At 73.8% G+C, this 22154-nt stretch carries 9 protein-coding genes; 3 read left to right on the top strand and 6 right to left on the bottom strand.

Annotation, left to right across the window (positions count from 1 at the left end; genetic code table 11):
- Positions 1–4: 4 nt before the first annotated feature.
- From RLT59_RS02850 to RLT59_RS02830, 5 genes are all read right to left on the bottom strand, one after another.
- Positions 5–772, bottom strand: coding sequence for a (5-formylfuran-3-yl)methyl phosphate synthase (locus RLT59_RS02850; protein ID WP_311301880.1), 768 nt, complete (start codon positions 770–772; stop codon positions 5–7).
- Between the two features lie 220 nt (positions 773–992).
- The gene (locus RLT59_RS02845) at positions 993–7559 is read right to left on the bottom strand and encodes a beta-ketoacyl synthase N-terminal-like domain-containing protein (RefSeq protein ID WP_311301879.1); all 6567 of its coding nucleotides are present in this window, start codon (positions 7557–7559) and stop codon (positions 993–995) included.
- Between the two features lie 115 nt (positions 7560–7674).
- On the bottom strand, positions 7675–13731 hold the full coding sequence (locus tag RLT59_RS02840; RefSeq protein WP_311301878.1) for an SDR family oxidoreductase: 6057 nt from the start codon (positions 13729–13731) through the stop codon (positions 7675–7677).
- 56 nt (positions 13732–13787) lie between these two features.
- Positions 13788–15395 carry a PfaD family polyunsaturated fatty acid/polyketide biosynthesis protein gene (locus tag RLT59_RS02835; RefSeq protein ID WP_311301877.1) on the bottom strand — a complete coding sequence of 536 codons (1608 nt, stop codon included), beginning with the start codon at positions 15393–15395 and terminating at the stop codon, positions 13788–13790.
- A gap of 54 nt (positions 15396–15449) precedes the next feature.
- Entirely contained in the window at positions 15450–16592 is a 1143-nt protein-coding gene (locus tag RLT59_RS02830) for an SDR family oxidoreductase (RefSeq protein WP_311301876.1), read from the bottom strand.
- 870 nt (positions 16593–17462) lie between these two features.
- Here RLT59_RS02830 and RLT59_RS02825 point away from each other — a divergent pair.
- Entirely contained in the window at positions 17463–18914 is a 1452-nt protein-coding gene (locus tag RLT59_RS02825) for a wax ester/triacylglycerol synthase domain-containing protein (protein ID WP_311301875.1), read from the top strand.
- Between the two features lie 41 nt (positions 18915–18955).
- On the opposite strand, the gene RLT59_RS02820 is transcribed toward RLT59_RS02825, so the two are convergent.
- Positions 18956–20329: a flavin-containing monooxygenase gene (locus tag RLT59_RS02820; RefSeq protein ID WP_311301874.1), complete on the bottom strand. Its 1374-nt coding sequence runs from the start codon at positions 20327–20329 to the stop codon at positions 18956–18958.
- A gap of 300 nt (positions 20330–20629) precedes the next feature.
- On the opposite strand from RLT59_RS02820, the gene RLT59_RS02815 reads away from it, so the two are divergent.
- Positions 20630–21244 carry an ABC transporter ATP-binding protein gene (locus RLT59_RS02815; RefSeq protein ID WP_311301873.1) on the top strand — a complete coding sequence of 205 codons (615 nt, stop codon included), beginning with the start codon at positions 20630–20632 and terminating at the stop codon, positions 21242–21244.
- Positions 21241–22116: an ABC transporter permease gene (locus RLT59_RS02810; protein WP_311301872.1), complete on the top strand. Its 876-nt coding sequence runs from the start codon at positions 21241–21243 to the stop codon at positions 22114–22116. The genes RLT59_RS02815 and RLT59_RS02810 overlap by 4 nt, the downstream gene beginning before the upstream one ends.
- Positions 22117–22154: the final 38 nt, after the last annotated feature.

The following is a 22154-nucleotide window of genomic DNA, read 5'->3' as shown; positions in this document are numbered from 1 at the left end:
GCGGTCAGCTCGCGGTGGCTGCGCCGGCGGCAGCGGTGGCGGCGTGCTCCCGGGCGTGCCGGTCCATCTCCGCCCGGAAGGCGGCCACCAGCACCGGCCGAATCCGCCCGGTGTTGCGGTCTCCCCCCTCGCAGACCGCCCCGCGCACCCCCACGATGTCGGTGCCGATACGAGTCAGTGCCCCGAGGTCGGCCGCCTTGACACTGCCCGCGAGGGCGGCGAGCAGACCGGACTCGTGGGCCCGCCGGACGAACTCCGCGCAGATATCGGGCGGCACATGGTCGAACAGCCGCGTCCCGTCCTTGATCGCGGTGTCCAGCATGGCCGCGTCGGAGCCGGAGCGCCGGGCGATGTCGGGCAGCGCGAGTGGATTGACGCAGCCGATCCGGTGCGCGTCGGCATACCCGGAGGCGACGACGAACGCGTCCGGCCGGTAGTCCTTCACCGCCCGGACCACCCCTCGCATGACCTCGACGGCCTGCTCGGGCGTCGTGCAACCGTAGAGGCCGACCTTGATGTACGTGGCCCCGGAGACAGCCGCGCCCAGCGCCGCCTGGGCCACCGTGCCGGGCTTGAACGGTACGTCCCCCACGGTGGCGGACACCGGCTTGTCTGCCGGGACCGCGTCCCGGATCTCCCTGATGACCCAAGGGTAGTTCGCGCCGAGCGACCCCTCATCGGGCTTCTTGACGTCGACGATGTCGAGGTGCTCCGCCGCCTTCGCGCAGTCGAGGGCTTCCTCGACGCCGTCCGGGGAGATGAGAAGCAACAATGTGAATTCCTTCCACCGCAGACCCGCCTGCCCGGGGGCGGTCGGATCTGGATCACTTGGATCACTTGCCGTCCGCTCATCATGGCGGCGGGCCGTGGCCACCGGCAGGGCGTGCGGAGTCAGAACGGTTCACCGCCCCGACCCGGCCACGCGCCGCATTCCGCCGTCCACGCCGGATCGCGCCGCCCGCGGTACGGAACTTCCGCGCCCGCAGAACCCGTTACGGCGTGCGCTCCACGCCCGGCACCACCCGCAGGCCCAGGCCCTTTACCCGGTAGATGCACGTGTCGTCGCCCCACAACGACGCGTCCGCCACGGCGTAGGGCCCCCGGGTGTCCGTGCCGCTCGCCACGATGTCCATGTCCACCCTGATCAGCCGGTTCGCCGGGGTGATCTGCCCGCGATACGTCCAGACGGACTCGCGGCCGGGCAGCACCGGTTCGAACACGGCGCCGGGAACGCGGTCGGCCGCGCCGCTCTCCAGCAGATGGAACCGGAGGAGCTGGCACATGGCCTCGATGCCCAACGAGCCCGGCTGAACCGGGTCCTGGAAGAAGTGGGCCCGGAAGAACCAGGCGTCCGGGCGTACATCCTTCTCCGACCGCAACCGGCCGAGCCCCGCGCTTCCCCCGTCCGGCCAGTAGCCCGTGATCCGGTCCAGCATCAGCAGCATCGGTCCCGGCAGCCTCGGCTCCCCGGCGCAGTACCGGGCGGGACGGGCGGTCAGATCGACGGTACGGCCGCAGGGCTCGTCGAGCCGGGCCCGCTCATCCGCCGAGACCGGGAGGCCCTGCTGCTCGTCGAAGGCCGATCGCGGGAAGTAGCCGAAGGCCGTGGAGAGTTCGTACACCGGTACACCGTCGGCCGTGCACTCCACCCGGAACGACTCGATGATCATGTCTCCGCCGGACGAGACACGCGTCAGCTCGGCTCTGGTACGGACCGTGCGCGTCGCCGGGGTGACCTCGCCGGTGACCGTTCCCGTGCCGTCGAGGTTGCGGAACAGCAGGTCCGCCTCGCCGGTCAGCGCGCTGCCCACGTAGGAGGCGAGCCAGCCGCAGGGCTGGAGCGCGATCTCCAGCAGGACGGCGAACGGCATGGCGCGGCCACCGTTCTGCTCGAAGTACCAGGCCAGGGCGGGCACGTCGTACTCGGCGACGACGACGCTGCCCTCCCGCATACCGCCCTGCGGCCCGTCAACCGAGACGACGCGGCTCATGAAGTGGTACGGCGGGCCGGGCAGCCTGGCCACCTTGCGGGCGCCGTCGAACGGCTCGTACATGGCGCCGAACGCCTCGCTCGGCCTGCCCCACGCGCAGGCCAGCAGTGAGGCGTAGTCGAAGGGGAACCCGTCGGCGGCCACGGCCACCGGCTTCTCCTCCCGGTGCCCGGCCAGCCCGGCGAGCCTCGGCAGCGGCACCGGGGTGCCGCCGGTCTGCACGGCGGGCGGGCCCGAGTGCCGCCAGTGCGACAGCGGCCAGTCGGGGACCAGCCGGAGCGCCATGCCACGGCCCAGGAACGCCTTCGCCCCGTCCACCGAGCCGAGGACATCGGCGTACAGCGTCGGGACCGGTCCGCCGGAGACACCGGACACGAAGACCTCGTAGACCACCCGCCGGCCCTCCGGGGTCGCCTGGCCCCGGCACATCGCGCTGGAGGGGTGTTCGGTGACCGGTTCGAAGCGCCAGCCGTCCCGGTCGACGGTGAAGCCCATGGCCGTCAGGTAGAACGCCATCGCCTGGAGTCCGCCCTGGAGCATCAGAGTGCCCGGCATACAGGGGTCGTTCTTGAAATGTCCGGTGAAGAACCAGTCGTCCGGCGACAGCGCGGTCTCCGCGCGCAGATACCCCCGCCCCCACGGCCCTCCGGCCGGGTCGAACGCGACGATCTCGTCCAGCAGCCGCATCCGGCCCTCGTCGAGCATGGGCGTACGCACGTGGGCCGCCGTCGCCTCCCAGCCGGGCCCGAAGCAGTCGGCGGGCCTCCCCTCAGCCAGGGCCCGCATCCGGTCCGCGTCGAAACGGGTCCGTTCGCAGCGCACGGCCGGCGGGTCGAGCGGCAGGTCGTCACCGGGTGCGTGCTCCGCGGGATCCCAGCGGACACCGCCGCTGCCGGCGAGCTCCGCCGGGGTGAAGAACCCGGCCTGGCCCTCGCGGACACTGAGCCGCAGTTCGCCGTCCACGTAGCAGTCGTAGTGGAAGAAGGCCAGCCGGACGCCTTCGGCCTCCGCGTGGCCGTCGACATGGATCTCGAAGCACAGGGTGTCGCCCGCCTTCGGCGGGGTGCCGTGGAACGTCACCTCGCAGCCGAGCAGCCGGTACGCGCGCTCGCCCCGGTTCAGGAGGTCGACCCCGAGCCAGCTGAGCAGGAGCAGATCGGCCTGGCCCGCCTCGATGAGCAGGCCGGCCGGCATCCGGCCGGTGGGGTCCAGGTACCAGCTCCCGGGCAGGACATCGGTCTCCGTCCAGATCCGCCCGTCCGTGCGCACCGGACCCGGCAGCGTCAGCGCCGCGGGTACCGCGTCGAGGCCGGTGACCCGGTCGGCGAACAGCATGGGCGGCCCCGGCATCCGGGTCTGTACCGCGTAGCCGTCCTGTTCGGCGAAGCGCGGACCGAACAGGACGGAGATCTCGCCGGAGGCGAGGTGCTCCAGCTGGGCACGGTCGAACTGCGGCCCCGGCCTGTGGACTCGCGAGGGCGAGGGCGAGGGAGAGGGCGCGGGCGCCGGCACCGGGACGCGCGCAGGCGGTGGCACGGGTGGCCGTACCGGAGGGGAGCCGGGCCCGGCTCCCCTCGTGCCGGCGGCGGTCAGCGCCCTGACGGCGAGCGCGGACACCCGCAGGAACCGCTGGTGGGCCTCGGTGTGCGCGGCCATGACCTCCTGGTGCAGCGCGGCGACCCGGAGACCGTGCCGGGCGGCCACGGCGCCGGCCCCTCCTGCCGTCCCCGGCTGCGGGGACACCCCGGCGCGCGCCGGGGCGGGGGGTGCGGGTACGACGACGGCGGGCGCGGCGATCGCGGTAGGCGAGGCTGTCCTGTCGGCCTCGGTGGGGGAACCGGTGGGCAGGACAGGACGCCGGTCCGGCACGGGGGCCAGCTCGGGGGCCCGCGGCAGAACGGTCACAACACGCTCCAGGGGTGGCAGGCACGGCGTCGGTGGTACGGGAACGGTGACGGCGGGGCCGGGCGGCGGGAGCTGCGCCGAGGCCCCGGCGAGCCGGGCGAACACCTCGTCGGCCCGCACCGGCACTCCGGCGACGACGAGTTCACCGACCGCGAGGCACAGTTGCCGCAGCCCGGTGTCCCCGGAGGCGTCCAGCGCGACGGCCACATGCTCCCGGTCGCCGAGCACCCGTTTGATCCAGCCGGTGCACAGTCCCCGGGGGCCGTGTTCCACGAACACCCGTACGCCGTCCGCCCACGCCTGCTCGACGGTGGCCGCGAAGTCGATCATGCCGACCCCCTGCGCGGTGATCGCCTCCGCGGCCCGCTCGGCGGTCGGCCGGTACGCCCGCCCGGTGGCCCCGCTGTAGAACCGCACCCCGGGCACGTCGACCGTGGGACGGCGGTGTACCTCGCGCCACACCTCGGAGACCTCGGCCAGCTCCGGTGCGTGGGCCGCCAGGTCGTAGTCCAGCTCGATGGCCCGGTCGGCGCCGATCCTGGCCACGGCGGCCGCGCATGCCCGGGACTCGCCGCCGATGACACAGACTCCGGGCGCGTTCACCGCCATCAGGTGAACCGAGGCGTCCGCGGCCAGCTCCGCGCGGACCGCTTCCAGCGGTGCGCCGAGGAGGTAACTCGACCACCGGGAGCCCTGGATGCCCCGCTGCCGCCAGTAGCGCCGGACCGCCCGCAGCTCACCCGTGAGTTCGGTCGTGAACAGACCGCTGTCCCGTACGGCCTCGAACAGCCCGGAGGCGTCCGGCCAGGCCCCCAGAGCGACCAGCGCCGTCGACTCGCCCGAGGAGTATCCCAGCGCGGCGTCCGGGCGCAGCCCGAGCAGGTCGCGGCTGAGAACGGTGTGGAAGACCGCCAGTTCGGCCGCGGCCCAGATCTGGCCGAGGACTCCCGGCTCCGGCCGTGACCGCAGCCGGGCCGTCATCTCCCGGTGCCTCTCCCGTACGGCCTCGCCCAGCGCGGGCAGGGCGAGCATCAGCTCATGGCCCATCCCGGGGTACGCGGCCGAGCCGTTCGTGTACACGAAGGCGGTCTGCCCGGTGACCGGCCCGTCCCGGTACAGCAGGTCGGCGGGGCGGACCCCGCCCTCCGTCAGCCAACGGCGGGCGGCTTCCATTCGGCCGGCCGGCACGGTGTCCCCGTCGGCCACGAGCGCCAGGCGGGCCGGACCCGCGGCGGACCGCGTACCGGAGTCCAGCGCGGCCAGCACCTCCTGACGGTCCGCCCCGGAGAAGACGTGCAGACGCGGCGCCGTGCCCCGCAGCCACGGCAGGGCGTCCCCCGCGCGCAGCCGCACGCTCACGGCCGGCCCCTCCAGGGGTACGGCCACGGCCAGCGCCGTGCGGGCGACGGCCGCGGCGTCCGCAGGCCCGCCGGGGCGGGGCACCGCGCGGTGCTGGAGCGAGAGCGCCGCGACCGCGACGGAGACCAGCCCGGACGCGGCATGGGCGCGCCCGAACACCGACGACGGATCGAACACCGCGTCCGGTCCGTCCCCGATGACCATGTCGGGTTCCCCGACGGCCCCATCGTCCAGCAGGGCCACGACGGTGTCGCCGTCCCTGCGCGCCGCCTCCAGGGGCTTGAGGACCAGGACGACGGCCGCGTCCCCGGGCTCGTCCTCGCGGCCGAGCTCCCGCAGGGCGGCCCGGTGGACCACCTCGCAGGACAGGTCGGTGGCACCGACGAGAGCGGCGTCGGCCTCCCCGGAACGGATGGCCCGGACCGCGAGTTCCAGCGCGACCGGACCGGACGCCTCCTCCGCGGACACCGTGAAACTGGGCCCGGCCAGGTCGAGTTGGGTGCTGATGCGGTTCGCCGCGAGGTTCGGCATACTACCCACCACCCCTTCCGCCGTCATCGGGGGAGTGAACGCCTCCCGGGCGGCATCCGCGGAAGAGCCCGTGACGGGCGCCCCCGCCCGCTCCAGCCAGAACGGCACCCGCCAACGGGCCCCCGCGCGGGCCACCTGCGGGTCCACCCCGGTCCCGATGACCACCATGGTCCGCTCGCGGGGCAGGTTCACCTTCCGTACGGCCTCCCGGGCCGCCTCCAGCACCAGGAGCTGATGGGGTACGGCCCGTTCCAGGGCCAGCGGCGGGAAGCACAGGTCCGTCAGCGCCACGGCGATCTCCGTGACGGGACCGCGCCGTTCACCACCCAGCACCGCCCGGCGCAGGTTCTCGGCGGACGTACCCTCGCCGACCCTGGCACCGATGGCCACGATCGCCACCTGTGCCGGGGCCGGGGTGGCCGGTTTCGCGCGCCGCACGGTGGACGCGGGAACGGCGTCCGGCGGGTCGACGATCAGGTGGGCGTTGGTGCCGCCGAACCCGAACGCGCTCACCGCCGCCCGCCGGGGCCCCGACCACTCCTCCGCGGCGGACAGCACCCGCAAGGGGGTGCCCGCCAGCGCGTCCAGTGGCCGCTGTGCGCCGAGCGTCGCCGGGCGGACCCCCGCCCGCATCGCGCCGAGCACCTTCAGCAGCCCCGCCACGCCCGCAGCGGCCAGCAGATGCCCGACGTTCGACTTGGCAGACCCGATGGGCATGTCGTCCGCCGCCCCGAAGACCCGCGCCATGCCGCGCGCCTCCACCGCGTCACCGACCGGTGTCCCCGTCGCATGGCACTCGACGAGCGACACCGACTCCGCCGGTACCCCCGCCACCTCGTACGCCAGCCGCATGGCCCGTACCTGGCCCTCCTGCGAGGGGCTGATCAGCCCGGAGCCACGACCGTCGTTGGACAGCCCCACCCCTCGGATCACACCGAACACCGGCAGGCCGGCGGCGCGGGCCTCGGACAGCCGCATCAGGGCGACGAACCCGGCGCCCTCGCCGTGCACCAGCCCGTCCGCGTCCCGGTGGAACGGGCGGCTGCGCCCGGTGCGGCTGGTCGCGGAAAGGCCGCAGAACCCCACGTGGAGGTAGAGGGGATCGGGGCGGCTCACCGCGCCCGCGACCATCAGGTCTGCCGTGCCGTCGTGCAGCCGGTCGCACGCCAGCTTGATCGCGTACAAGGAGGATGCACAGGCGGCGTCGAGCGACCACGCCCCGGCACCGAGGCCGAGCGCCTCAGCCGCGAGCCGGGCGGGCAGCCCGGACGAGAAGCGGTTGCGGGCGTCGGGGCGCGCGCCGCGCTCATCCGTCAACAGGGCTTCGCGGAGCGACGGTTGCTGCGCGGAAAGCCAGACGTGCTCGGCGAAAGCCGCCCCTGCGGGCGTCGGATACGACAGGTTCCCCAGCACCAGGCCGCCGCGCGGCAGCGACCCGGTGCGCCCCGCCTCCGTGAGCGCCTGCCGCACCCCGTACAGGACCCAGTGGAAGAGCGGGTCCAGCGACGCGATCCGCTCCGGGGCGATCCGGAAGCCGGTCGGATCGAAGACGGATTCGAACCCGTGGACGTATCCGCCGACATCGGTCCAGGTGCGGTCGAGATGGTCGTCCACCGAACCCATGGCCCATTGGCGCGGCAGCCGCCACCGGTCGGCGGGGGCGGCCGACAGGCTCAGGCGCCCGCCGGCGATGTTCTCCCAGAACGTGTCCGGGTCGAGCGCGCGGGGCAGCACACAGCCCCGGCCTACGACGGCGATGGGTTCGACAGGCATGCGGGTCTCACTTCACGGCAGGGCGGAGGCCGGGGACGGGATCAGGGAGAGCGGGTCATGAGGGAAGAGGTCATGAGGGAAGAGGTCATGAGGGGAGGGGGCAGGAGGAGAGGGGTCAGGAGGGACGGCGGACGAGTTCGACACCGATCAGTTCCAGCCGGACGGACCCGTCCGCGTCGATCAGTGCCGCGTCGCAGCGCGCCCCCGTGTCATGGACCTTCCGCCCCCGCACCACACACCGCACGGTGCCGTCCACCGGGCCGCGCCGGTACACCCTGCACTCGGAGACGGCCATCGGCAGCGTCGCCCCGCCGAGCACCTCCTCGCCCCAGAGCAGGGCGAGTTGCAGCGCGCCGTCCACCGCGGCCGGATCGAGCGGCCAGTGGTGTTCACCCGCCCAGTCCAGGGCGCGCAGTCCCGCGACGGTCGCCTCCGCGCCGTGCCCGGAGACGCCGCGCACCGAGCGCAGTGCCTGGAAGCGGGGCCCGTGGAAGAGGACCTTCCCGTCGTACGACTCGGCCCGAGCGAGCGGCTCCAGGCCGTCCGGGATCTCCCAGGCGGCCGCGTCGGGGCTGCCCTCCCCGGCGTCCAGGACCGCCCGGAAGTGTGCCGAGCCGTCCTCGCCCAGCAGCTCCGCCTCCAGCTCCGGGAACGAACCGGGCGCCCGGCCGCAGACCACGGTGATCCGGTGGCCCGCGCCCCGCAGTTCGGGCAGGGCGTACGTCCTGTACACCCGCAGATCGCGCAGAACCAGCTGTCCGGCATCCGGCAGCCAGGCCGCGGCCGCGAACCAGTTCAGGACCATGGCCACCGGCAGCACGGGAACCCCGGCGGGCGCGTGGTCGGCCAGCTGCGGAAGGGTGTCGGAGCGGAGCAGCAGCTGTGCGCGACGTGGATCACCCGCCGGGGACAGGGCGGCCGGGTCGTCCCCGGCGGCCAGTACGACGCGGGCCTCTCCGGCGGTGCCGTCCAGCTCGGCCGTGAAGGCCGCGGCGCCCTGGTCCAGGGGGATGAGCGGAACCCCGGACCGGTCGAAGTGCGCGGCCAGGGCCGGGGTGACCATGCCGCCCTGCCAGGGCCCCCAGGCCACACACCGCACCAGAGAGCCGGGGCGGGCGGACTGCTCGGCCGACGCGACCTGGTGGAGCACCTCATTGGCCATCGCGTAGTCGCCCTGGCCCGGATTGCCGAACACGGCGGCCACGGAGGAGAAGAGGCAGATCGTGTCCAGGGGGTCGTCGGCCGTCGCTGCCAGGAGCGCCCGCAGACTGTCCACCTTGCTCGACATCACCAGCTCGGCCTGCGCGTCGGTCTTGTCGGCGATCCGGCTGTCGGCCAGTACCCCCGCGCCATGCACGATGCCGGTGACCGGCCCCCACGTCTCGCGTACGTCGCGCAGGGCGGCCGCCAGGGCGTCACCGTCGCGGGCGTCCACCCGGATGTACCGGACGGGTGACCCGGCGGCCTCCAGCCCCGCCACCGTCGCACGCACCTCGCGCGCGGCCAGGATCGACCGGGCCCGCTCCGCGATCCGGGCGGGCGAGGTGTCCGCCGCGTCCGGTCCTGAGCGTTCCGCGAGCAGCCGGGTGAGGGCCGGTTCGTCGGTCGCGGAGGCCAGGCCGGAGGGCTCGGCGGCCGGCTCGGTCCTGCCGAGCAGCACGATCCGAGGGCGGTGGGTCCTGGCCAGGTCGAGCAGGGCCGCGGCGGTCACCCCGCGGGCTCCTCCGGTGGCCACGATCACCGAATCGGAGGAGATCCGCGGCGTGCCGCCGGGCGTCACCCGCTCGGGTACCAGCCGCATCAGGGTGCGGGTGCCGTCCGCGAGCAGGCCCACCTCCCGATCTGTTCCGCCTTCCAGCAGTTCCCGCACGATCGCGGTGGCGACCTCCTCGTCGCCCCGGCCGCCGCGCCGGCAGTCGATGACCTTGACCGAGGCGTCCGGCCACTCCTTCGCCGCGGTCCTGGCCAGGCCGGCGACCCCGCCCAGCCACGCACGGCCGGGTTCGCCGCCCCCGAGCCCGAAGTCGCCCCCGGTGTCCTGGACGGTCACGAACAGCCCGCCGCCCCCGGCCGTTCGTGCCGCGGAGACCGCACGCGCCGCGCGCAGCGCAGAGCGGTGGACCTCCCGCGCCCCGTCGGGTGTGGCGTCGGAGGTGAGCGCGCCGAGATGGATCACCGCGCGCGCGTCCGAGGGCACCTCCGTCATGGCAGTGGCGTCCACACCGTGTTCCGCCAGTTTCCGCGCGATGAGGCCGGCCGTCGCGGACCCGGACGGCCCGCCGCCGGTCACCACGACAGGTCCGTCGAGCAGGCCCGCCGTGGCCAGCCCGGACGGCGGCGACTCCACGGTGCGCGGGACCAGCCTGGTGAGCGGCGCCCGCTCGGCGGGTCCGGTGCGCGGGGCGGGCTGCGCGGGCGTCGCGGCGACCGCGGTGACTTCGGGGGATCCGGGAGGCTCTACGGCTTCCGGCACCGTGGTCCCGGGAGGCGGGGCGCCGTCGGTGAGCGCGTCGACGATCTCGCGCAGCGTACGGAGCTTGCCGAGCCGGCCGATGTCGCCCGCTCCCACGTCGCGCACCTCTCGGCGCATGACGGAGAGGATCTCGACGCGCTTGATCGAGTCGACGCCCAGATCTGCCTCCAGCTCCATGTCCATGTTGAGCATGGTGGTGGGATAGCCGGTCAGCCGGGCCACCACGGACAGGAGCAACTCCTCCAGCTCGGACGGCGACAGGGGCATCGCGCCATCGCCATCGCCATCGGCGGGGGCAGGTGCGGGGACGGTTACCGGTACAGCGCTCACAGCCGGTGCCGAAGGAGCCACGGGTGCCGGTGCCGGGGCCGGTGCGGTTCGCGGCGAGGAGGAGCGGGGGAGCGGCAGCGGCGGCGCGGGGACGGACACGTCCAGATCTCCCCCGGCGTACACGTCCGGAGCACCGCCCACGGGTACTTCCGCGGCCCCGCCCACGGGTACGTCCGCGGCTCCGCCGGGGTGCGGTTGCCCGAGCATGGCCGCCAGGGTCGTCTCGGTCATCCGGAGGAAGGCGATGTGGCTGTCCGTCAGCATGCGTTGGCACGCCGCGTGCGCCTGCGCCGTCTGCCGCTGGACACTCTCGACGGCGGCGTACCAGCTGCCGTCGGCGGCGGCCTCGGCCCCGGGCACCGGTTCGAGCTCCGGCTGCCACTGCGCGGATGCCGTCCCGTACTCCGACGGCTGTGCGGGCTGGACCGGGGAGGGGACGTACGCGGGCATGGGGACCGCCGGGGTGTCGGACGCGGATACGGGGGCTGGGGCCGGGGCGGGCCGGGGCCGGTGTTCCGGCTCCTGTTCCGGAGCGGGCGGCGGTTCGGCGGGCGCGGTGCGGGGCGGCGGGAACTGACCGTAGTTGGCTCCGCTGATCTTCACGGTCATTCGGGGTTCGTGCTCCTTCGCTGGTCCCTCGTGGGCGTACGGCGCCCAGAGGGTGTCGAGATCGAGGGGGACGCCGCGTACGGCAAGTTCCCCGAGCGCGGCGTGCAGGGTGTCGGCGCCGGGCCGGGCCGGCCGGTCCAGGGGGACGGCCACGTGCTCGCGGTCACCGAGGATCTGTCCGACCAGACCGGTCAGCGCCGCGCCCGCGCCGACCTCGACGAAGGTCCGCACCCCGGCCGCGTACATGGCCTCGATCTGGTCCTGAAACAGCACCGGGGAAGCGACATGGCGGGCGATCCGGCGGCGTACCTCCTCGGGCGACGACGGGTACGGCGCCGCGTCCGCGTTGCCGTAGACCTCGGTCCGGGGCCCGGTGAGAGACACCGTGCGCAGGTACTCCGCGAGCGGCTCGACGGCCGGCCCGACCAACGGACTGTGGAACGCGGTCGACGCCGCCAGCCGACGAGTGCCGGCCCCGTCGGCCGAGAACGCCTTCTCGGCCCGCGCGATCGCCTCCGAGGATCCCGAAAGCACCACCTGGCGCGGCGAGTTGTGGTTGGCCGGCCAGATGTCACCGAACCCGCCACCGGCCAGCACCCGAGCCACGTGCGCGCGGTCCGCCGCCACCGCCAGCATCCCGCCCGGGGTGACCGCCGCGTCGCGCATCAGCTCGCCGCGGCGCCGGGCCAGTTCCACCAGCGAGCCGGCGTCCAGAACTCCCGCGCAGTGCAGCGCCACCAGCTCACCGAAGCTGTGCCCCGCCACGCAGTCCGGCTGCAGACCCAGCTCGCCCACCACCTCCAGCAGCGCGAGCGCGTGCACCGCCAACGCGGGCTGCGCCCACTCGGTGGCATCCAGCAGGTCCCGCCGGGCGGCCCGCTCCCCGTCGGTGAAGGCGGGCGGCGGGAACACGACCCGGTGCAGGGGGCGTCCGTCGAAGCGGGTACCGCCCAGCCGGTCCCACACGGACTGGGCGGCCGGCGCCAGCATCGCGAGATCGGCGCCCATCCCGACGTACTGGGACCCCTGCCCCGGGAACAGGAAGCCGATGCGGCCGGGTCCGGCGTCCCCGCAGGCGTACCGGACACCGGCAGGGGTGGAGAACGGGTCGCCGGGGCTGCGCCGGATCAGCGCGAGGGCCTGCGCGTGCTTCTCCCGCAGGTCCTCGGCATCGGTGGCGACGACGGCCAGCCGCATCCGGGCGGCCGGTGAGAAGGAGCTGTGGCTCTCCCGCGCCAGTGCGGCCAGCGGGCGGCCGTCGTCGGCCCCCGGCGCCGCGAGGTCCGCCGGGGCTTCGCCGCTGAACAGGACGAGCTCGCTCGGGGCGGAGCGGTGGCGCAGAGCCGTACGGCCCCCGGTGGCCCGGGGCGTGTACTCCTCAAGCGTGACGTGGAAGTTGCTGCCGCCGAAACCGAAGCTCGACACCGCTGCCCGGCGTGGATGCCCGGCGGGCCGCACCCACGGGCGGGTCTCGGTGTTGACGTAGAACGGGCCGTCCGCGGCGGCGGCCGCCGGGTTCGGCCGGTCGACCTTCACAGTCGGCGGCAGCACCTTGTGGTGCAGTGCCATGACGGCCTTCAGCAGCCCCGCCGCGCCCGCCGCGCACTTGGTGTGGCCGATCTGCGACTTGACCGAGCCGATGGCGCACCACTGGCCATCGGTACGGCCCGTCCCGCCGAACACCTCGCTGAGCGCGGCCAGTTCGGCGGTGTCCCCGGCCTTCGTGCCGGTCCCGTGCGCCTCCACCAGCTCCACTGTCTCCGGCCCGTAGCCCGCCTCCTCGTAGGCGCGGCGCAGGGCCCGTGCCTGGCCGTCGGGGAGCGGGGCGTAGATCGCCGTGCTCCTGCCGTCGGAGGACGTGCCGATGCCCCGGATCACGGCGTGGATCCGGTCGCCGTCCCGCTCGGCGTCGGCCAGCCGCTTCAAGGCGTACATGACGACCGCTTCGCCCAGCATGGTGCCGTCGGCCGAGGCCGAGAACGGCCGGCAGTCGCCGCTGGGAGACAGGGCGGGCGTCTTGGAGAAGCACAGGAACATGCCGATGTCGTTCCCGGTGTCCACGCCTCCGCTGATCACCAGGTCGGCCCGGCCGAGGGACAGCTCACCGACCGAGGTCGACAGGGCCGCCAGCGAACTGGCGCAGGCGGCGTCGGTGGTGTGGTTGATGCCGTGCAGGTCGAACCGGTTGGCGATCCGGCCCGCGACGACATTGCCGAGCAGCCCGGGGAAGGTCGATTCCCGCCACGGTGCGAAACTGGCCGAGATGCGGTCGCACACGGCCTGTGCCTCGGTCTCTCCGAGCCCGCTCTCCCGCAACGCCGCGAGCCACACCGGGCGCTGGGCGCGCCCGTACATGTGCGGGAGCAGCTCCAGGGCGGCGGCGCCGAGGACCACACCGGTCCGGTCCCGGTCCACCCGGCCCGGCCCGCCCGCGTCCCTCAGTACCTGGTCGGCGACCATCAGGGCGAGCAGCTGGGAGGTGTCCGTCGTCGGCAGGCTGGTGGGCGGCACCCCGTAGGCCATCGGATCGAAGTCGACCTCCGGCAGGAAGGCGCCCCGCCGGGCGTACGTCTTGTCGGGAGCGGCCGGGTCCGGGTCGTAGTGGTCCGCCACGCTCCAGCGCGAGGCGGGCACCTCGGTCATCAGGTCGCGGCCGCCGGTCACGATCCGCCAGTAGCCGGCCGCGTCCGTCGCGCCGGGCACCAGGGCCCCGACGCCGACCACGGCGACGGGGACCTGGTGGTGGGGTGGGCCGGGCACGGTCTCTCCTCCGGGTCGGTCTGTCGTTGCTGACGCCGGGGCGGCGCCGGTCCCGCTCACGCCAGCTCGCGCGGCGGGAAGCTGAACGCCCCGGCCGTCAGGGGGACGCCGTAGGTGCGCAGTTGATGGGCGCGGGTGACGACCGCGGCCCCTTCGAGCAGGTTGAGCGCGATCTGCACCACGGACCGGTTCGCCGGGGCGGCCAGGAACGTGCCCGCCACCCACCGGTTGAATGCGCCCATCGCGGGACCGCACCAGATCTGGTAGTCGGCCTGCCGCGACGCCTCACCAGTGATCGCCCACTGGCTGGAACTCCCCAGGTACCAGCGGAAGACCAGGGCCATCCGGTGCTTCGGATCGGCCTCCGCGCGGGCGATCTCCGCAGGATCGCGCCGGGCCCAGAACGCGCGGGTGTGCTGCCAGACTTCCTCGAACGGGGCTTGCAGCACGTCCCGTTCGATCGAGGACCGCAGCGCGGCCGGGAGCTCCTCCAGCGAACCGTGGGCCCGGTACGCGGAGTGGAGCCGCCCGGCCCGCTGCGCGAACATCGTTCCCCGGGAGAGCACTTGGAGCTTCACGCCCAGTTCGAACATGTCGGCCGCCGGCGCCATGGTCACATCGGAGATGTCCGCGTCGCAGAGCATCGTCTTGGCCTCGACCGACAGACCCGCCTCCGTGGCCGTCTGGTTCACGGAACCGATGACGACGTAGGACGCACCGAGGGCGAAGGCGGCGGCCACCGCGTCCGGTGTGCCGAGGCCGCCGGCCGCGCCGAGCCTGACCGGCCGGGGGTAACCGAACCGGCGGCACAAGGTGTCGCGCAGGGCCGCGATCCTCGGCAGCAGGGCTTGCAGCGGCCGGTTGTCGGTGTGGCCGCCGCTGTCCGCCTCCACGGTGATGTCTTCTGCCACCGGCACCAGAGCCGCGAGATCCGCCTCCTGCCGGGTCAGCTTCCCCCGCGCGACGAGCTGGTCCAGCAGCACGGGCGGAGCGGGGGAGATGAACCGCTCGGCCACCTCGGGCCGGGAGACCTTGGCGAGCAGCCGGGTGCGCCGGACGATGGAGCCGTCCGGGTCCCGGCGCAGCCCGTGCGCGGAGCACAGCACGACGGCCGGGGTCAGCTCCATGAACGCGGAAGCGGAGATCCGGGGGACTGCGGCGGCCAGCAGCAACTCGGCCACGCGGAACTCCAGTTCCGGCTCCGCCGGTGAGTGGATGAGGTTGACACCCCAGTTGCCGCGGGTGTCCAGCTCCCGCGCGAGCGTGTGCACGGCCCGTTCCACGTCGGGATAGGCCAGCCCCCCTGCGCCGAAGAAGCCGAGCATCTCCGCGCGTGCCATCGCCGCGACCATCCGGGTGGTCGCGATGCCGTTCGCCATCTCCCCGGCGACATAGGGGAAGCGGACGCCGTGCGCCTCGCAGAAGGTACGGCCGCCGAGCCACTCCGGGTACAGCGGCGGCAGCGTCCCGAGCACCGGGCCGTCGGGTACCGGCCCGGTCGCGATCCCCAGCTCCCGGCCGTCCGGCGCACTGACGACGTGGACGGGTCTCCGGATCTGCCGGGCGCGGGCCGTGATCTCCTCGGGCGAGAAGACGGGCAAGGAGACGGGCGAGGAGACCGGCGGGGACGCGGCGGAGGCGCCGGGAACGGTGAGGACGGACACGCAAGGGCTCCAACGGGAGAGGACGTCAGGCGGTCAGGCGTACGGGTCTGCTGCTCAGGCGGACGGAAGGGCGGCCGGGGAAGCGCCCGGCGCCGGGGCGAGGGGCCGGCCTCTCGGGGCCAGACCGGACCAGAGGTAGTCCAGGCCGACCGGGGCGGAGGCCGCCGACGGCCCCAGCCGGGTCCTGACCCGGGTGTCGTCGAACCGCCGCCGGTGGGCGAGGTAGGCCGTCATGCCCGGATAGAACTCAAGCAGGGCCTCCAGCGAGGACGGGGTGTCCGGCTTGGCGGCGACCAGGTCGATCGAGAGCGGGACCAGCCGCTCCAGCAGGGTCACGACCGTGGGAACGGGCACATCGCGGTCGTGCACGACGTGGTACGTGTCGACGCCGCCCGAGGGAGTCAGACCGGCCAGCCGCACCATGACCTCGGCCGCGTGCTCCACCTGCAGCAGATTCAGCCGCCCGTTCCGATGCCCCACCGTCCGGACGAGCGGCCGGCCGGCCGGACCGCCGGGCGTGCCGGGACCGGCGGTACACCGAGCGTCCCGCAGGATCCGTTCGATGACCTGCAGCGGGTGGGAGGGCAGTTCGGGGTGCGGCGCCAGATCCGTGACGAGGATGCTCGGCCGCAGGACCAGGGCCGGGCGGCCGTGTTTCCGGGACCACGCGTGCACCAGCAGCTCCGCCTCGTACTTGGACCGCTCGTAGGCGTTCTCGAAGCCGCAGGTGTCGTCAAGCTCGTCCTCGTACGCCACTCCGTCCCGCCGCGCCCCGGCGACGAAGGCGGTGCTCACGTGACGGAGCAGGGGCGCCCGGCGGCCCGCGGCCGCCAGCTCCAGCACCTGCCGGGTGCCTTCGACGTTGATCCGGCGCAGCTCGGGGAGGTCCCCCTCCAGGTTGATGGAGCCCGCGCTGTGCCAGATCGTGCCCAGACCGTCGGCCAGCTTCTGGAAGTTCCGCCCGGAGAGTCCCAGCCGGGGCTGTGCCAGATCGGTCTCCACCACCCGCAGCCGGCCGGGGAGCTCGGCGGTGAACGCCTCAGGCGAGCCGGTCAGTTCGAAGAACCGGGTGATGCGGTGCAGCGCGTCGGCCGATCCCGCGTGGGCCAGAACCGTCACGGACGGGTGCGTGCCGAGCAGGCGGCGTAACAGGCGCAGTCCGAGAAATCCGGTGGCGCCGGTGAGGGCGACGTGCACGGGTGTGGCTCCAAGGGCGGTGAGAGGGCGATCCCGGGACCGGGTGCGGAGGCGGGGTGCCGCCGGTGCGGCGGAGCGGGATGCCGCTGGTCGTCCTGCGAGGCGGAGTGCCACTGGCGGAGGCATCGCGCGGTGCGGTTCGGCGCTCGTGGGTGGTCCGACTGCCCCGTCCGGCAGGGCTTCCCGGGGCCTTCCCCAGGCCGGTGACCTCCGGCGCACGGCACACAATGTCAGACGGTGGGGCGGACCGAGAGCCCCGATTCCCCCTGCTCACCCGAACGAAGTACGCCACACGGCGAACCGTGCGCGCCGCCCGGTCCGGAGGGATTTCGCCCCCTGGCCGGGCGGCCCGGTGAGCGCGACGGCAGGACGCGGGCGGAGCCGCCCGGCGTCGTCCTCCTTTCGGGGGAACCTGCCGGTGAGGGTCCTGGAACGACCGGGGGTCCTGGACGGTCCTGCCGCGAGGCCTGCCGTGTCCGCTGCGGCTGCCGGTGGCGCGGGGCGGCAGGCCAGCCACGGCACGGGAACACGGGCCACCGACGCCTGCGGGGCGGCTGCGGCCGACAGCCCCGGGCGCCGAGCCGAACCGGGGCGCCGAGGGCGTCGTGGCGTGCGGGTGTCGGACGGACCGGCTCCGGCCGGTGCCCATCCTGTTGTCCGGCCGGTCCGGGGCGAGCGTCGTGCTGCGGCCGGCCGGGGGCGGACGGCCCGGCATCGCTGCCCTCCTGCCGTACGTCCGCTCGTGTCTGTCTGCCCGCCTGTCCCGCCCGCCCCGTCTCTCTGCCTCTCTGCCGCTGGTGCTGTCGCCCACCTGCGACGCCGCGGTCGCCCTGCCATGGCCTTCGGCCAGAATCGGAGCCCCGAATCCCCATGCCTGATCTTGAACAGTCCGCCGAGTCCGCCGAGTCCGCCGAGTCCGCCGAGTCCGCCGAATCCGCCGAATCCGCCGAGTCGGTTCAGCCCGAGCCGGTTCAGCCCGATTCGGTTCAGTCCGAGCCGCCCGTTGAGCCCGCGTCCCCCGAGCGTTCAGCTCCGTTCATTCCTTCGCCCCGCCACCCGACGCACTCGGTCGACCGTGCGTTCCTCAGCATGGAGCGGCGGCGGCCCGACGTCCGCTGGGACGCCGGCGGTGTCGCGTACCTCAGCGGTCCGCCCCCGGCCCTGCCGGACCTTCGCGCGTACGTGGCCTTCCGCTTGGGCGGGCTGCCCCTGCACACCAGCCGGGTCGAGGGCGGCCGGCGGTCCCGGTGGCAGCCGGACGCGGAGTTCGACATCGACCGGCATGTCCACGAGGTGGTCGCCGACGGCGCCGCCGGGTGGGACTCCGCCCTGCACACCGCGCTCAACGCCCCGTTCGCGTCCGGTGCCCTGTGGGGGGTGTGGCTGGTCCACGGGCACCGACCCGACGCGTACGCCGTGTGCTACCGCTTCCGTCATGCCTGCCAGGACGGTTCGGCCGCCGCCATGACCTTCCGCGCCATGCTGGGCGAGGGGGAGCCGTCGGCGCGCCCGGTGCCGGGCCGGAGCCGTCGGGCGGGGGTGCCCCGGCGGGTGGGCGCGGCCGTCGGGCTGGCCACGAAGTTCATGGCGGGCACCCTCGCCGTCCGGGGCCACCGGCCGGATGCCGTCTTCGCCCCCTCCGGGGAGCGGCGGCTGTGGCGCGGGCGGGTACCGGCGGACACCCTGCGCCGGATCGGCGCGGCACGCGGCGGCTCCGCCCATGACGTGCATCTGGCCGCTCTCGCCGGGGCGTTGTCCGCCTGGTCGGCCCGGTCCGGCGTGTCCTTGCCCCGGGTGACGGCCGTGCTGCCCATCGACGCACGCCGTCCCGACGAGGACCAGACGTGGGGCAACCGCTGCTTCGCCGTGCCGCTGGAGCTGCCGGTGCGGACCGTCACCAAGGATCCGGAGGGGACCGGCGGGGGTGAAGCCGCACTGCGGCGACTGGACCATGTCATGGCGGAGACCCGGAAGTTGCGGGGCGAGTCATGGCGGCAGGCCATCCAGGACCTGGTCCGCTTCATGCCGGGCCGCCCCACCGAGTGGTATCTGCGACGGGTCCTCTCGCCGCGCGTCACCAACGTCATGGCCACTTCCATGCCGCTCGCCGAGAAGGGGAGCCTGGGCGAGACGCAGGTGACGGGCACCGCCCTGTTGCCCCTGGTCGTTCCCGGACATCTCTTCGGGGTGGGGCTGTCGTTCTTCGGTGACTGGGCAGAGGTGTCGTTCGTGGCCGATGGCGCCCTTCCGCTCGGGGAGTCGCTGCCGGAGCTGTGGGAGCGGGCCGTGGGGGAGCTGGAGGAGAACGCCCCGCCCGTCTGAGCCGGACAGGGCGTTCGCGGCCGGTCGTCGTGCGGAGCGGTTCACGGGACCTCGGCTGCCGGACCGGGCCGGGCGGCGGCCGACACCGGCACGGGCGGTACGCCACCGCGTGCCCGGCGCCGGCCCGCCCGGAGCTCCCGGCGAAGGGCCCGCTGGTAGGAGCGGACGTCGATCTCGATCCCGTGGCGGTAGCTGGGCGCGTAGGTCCGTTCATGGGACCGCCGCTCGCGGCTGATCGCCCGCGTCATGTCCTGCGGCGACGGCAGGGCGAACGCTCCCGTGATCAGTCCGGCGACCCACTCCGCCTGCGGTTCGAGCAACGGGAAGGCTGCGCCGGCGGGTTGAGCCAGCCCCATGAAGTAGAGGCCGGGGAGCCTCGGCGGCACGGTACGCAGATAGAGCTCCGTGCGGCCGCCCCGGGCCGCGAAGACGGCGAGGTCGAGGAAGGGGAAGGAAAGGGAGTATCCGGTGGCGTACACCACGGCGTCCACGGGTTCGCGGCTGCCGTCCGTGAAGGCCGCCGTGTCCCGGCCGAAGGAGCTGACGCCGGGCTTGGGCGTCACCGCGCCCCGGGCCAGCTGGACGAGGAGCTCGTCCGAGGTGGACGGGTGGGCGGCGAGGGGGCCGCGTACCGGAGCGGCCAGCCCGTACTGGGCCGGGGCGCCTCGCGTCAGGCTCAGGAGAAGCGCCATCGCCGGGCCCTTGAGGAATCGCGGGATACGGGACAGGGGGCTCCGTACCAGGTGGTCCGCCGGCCGGCCGAGCAGCATCTTGGGGAACACGTGTGTCGCCTCGCGTGCGGAGAGGAAGGTCCGGGCCGCCGTTCGCGAGATCTCCGCCGCGATCTCGCACGCGGAGTTGCCCATGCCGATCACCAGGACCCGCCGGCCGGCGTACGGCTCGGGGGTGCGGTACTCGTGCGAGTGGAGCGCGGACCCCTCGAACTCCTCGGCCCCCGGTACGGCGGGGGCGGGCAGGCGCGGGTCCCAGTGGTGCCCGTTGGCCACCACCACGTCGGTGTACCGCCGCGTCGTCACCTCCGCCGCCGTGTCCCCGCGGCGCCGGCGACCGACCTCCCAGCCGCCGTCTTCCAGGGGCCGCACCGAGGTGACCTCCGTGCCGAACGTGATGTGGCGGTGCAGACCGAATCTCGCGGCGTAGTCCTCCAAGTAGGCGAGGACTCTGGTGTGGTGCGAGAAGACCGGACAGGTTTCCGGCATCGGGAGCGAGGAGAAGGACATGCTCTCCTTCGAGATGTTCGCGTGCAGCGACGCGTACACCCCCGACATGCCGTTGTCGTTGCCGTACCGCCAGAGCCCGCCGAGGCCCGAACCGGCCTCGAAGCAGTCGAACGGAACACCGTGCGACGCGAAGACCTTGCTCGCGGCCAGACCCGACGGACCCGCTCCAATCACACACGTTCTCCGCATGACTGACCGCCCCTTCGCTCCGGAGCGGGTCACGTTATCCATCCCGGGGCCCCCGGAACCGGTCTTGGGCGGTGGACCCGTCGCGCGGATGAACACGTCGTGCACGGGGTTGACGGCAGCGGGGCGGGCGCTCCTTCCGGCACCGTTTCCGCTGCCCGGCCTGCTCGTTGGGCACGGGCGGGCCGGACGCGCCACCCAACATCCGGCCCACGTAATCCCGTACACCGGCAGGACGCGGACCACTCCCGCGGCCAACAGCCGTACCCGGCACGACGGAGCGACACCATGGACGTCATAGATGTGCACCACTCCTACCGCCGGCACGCCGTTCTCCGGGGCGTCGACCTCCGGCTGCGACCCGGCACCCTCGCCGGCATCGTCGGGGAGAACGGCTCGGGCAAGACCACTCTGCTGAAGATCGTCTCCGGTGAACTCAGGCCGGACCGGGGTTCGGTGCGTCACCGGGGCAGGTTCGGCTACTGCCCGCAGTCCGTGGTCCTGGACGACTCCTTCACCGTCCGCCAGCACCTCGACTTCTTCAAGAGCGCGTTCGGACTCCCGGACCTGCGGCTGGCCGAGGAGGTGATGGAGGTCCTGGCCTTCACCGAGTACCTCGACCAGCGTGCGGGCCTGCTCAGCGGGGGCTCTCGGCAGAAGCTGAATCTGACCCTCGCGCTCATGCACGATCCGGACGTCCTGCTGCTGGACGAGCCCTACCAGGGTTTCGACTGGGAGACGTATCTGCGCTTCTGGGAGCTGGCGACCAGGCTGCGTGACGCCGGGCGCTCGGTGCTGGTCGTCTCGCACCTGGCGTACGACATCAACCGGCTCGACGTGCTCTGGCGCCTGGAGAACGGGCGCCTGCACTGCCAGGAGCCGCGCGCGGAGGCGGTTGCATGAGGCGGCACTGGTCCCTGTTCGTCACGGCGTCGCGGTACGCGTTGACCGGGCACACCCGCAACCGCTTCGCGATGCTGCTGGTGGTCGTGTACATCCCCGTATGGATCGCCCTCGCCTATGTGACCATCCCCGACCGGCCGGCCCCGTTCCGGCTGCGGGCAACCGGAGAGGTGCTGTCCCCGCCCGGCAACCATCTGACCCAGATCACCGGCGCGCTGAACGCGGTCACGCTGATCGCCGGTTTCATGATGTTCGCGGCCACCTTCACCGGAGGCGCCTTCGACCGCCGGCTCGCGATGGCCGGCTACCCCCGCTACCACCTCGTCCTCGCCAAGCTCTCCGCGCTCACGCTGGTCTGTGCCGCCATCGCCGGGTACGCCACGGTCGCCGTCGGATTCTCCTGGCCGCCGCGGCAGCCCCTCATGCTCGCCGCCGCGCTGTTCTGCGCGGCACTGACGTACGGTGCGCTCGGTGTGGTCTTCGGATCGGTACTCCGCCGCGAGGTGGAGGGCATGTTCGCCATTCTGATGATCAGCATCCTCGACGTCGCACTGCAGAACCCCCTCTCCAGCTCCGGGTCCGACAGCGCGGTGGTGCGCTTCCTGCCGACGTACGGAGCTGTGCAGGCCGGCATGTCGGCGGCGTTCTCCGACGCCTCTGCCGTCCAGGGCCTGGTGATCCAGTGCCTCTGGCTCGTCGCTGCCGCGTCGGCCGGGTTCCTGGTCTTCCGCCGGCGGACCGGAAACGCGCTGCCGCCGGAAAGGCGGCCATGGGTCCCGGCTCCCCACGGGCCCGGAACGGCCGGGGACACCCCCGCGCCACTGCCCTCGGCGGAGCCCGGACCGTCCGCGGAGCACGTACGGCCCACCTGAACGCCGGACCACCGGCACGGCCCTGGTTGTCCCTGTCG

It is taken from the genome of Streptomyces sp. ITFR-6, from assembly GCF_031844725.1.
Classification (GTDB): domain Bacteria; phylum Actinomycetota; class Actinomycetes; order Streptomycetales; family Streptomycetaceae; genus Streptomyces.
This window is presented reverse-complemented; position numbering and strand designations above follow the sequence as displayed.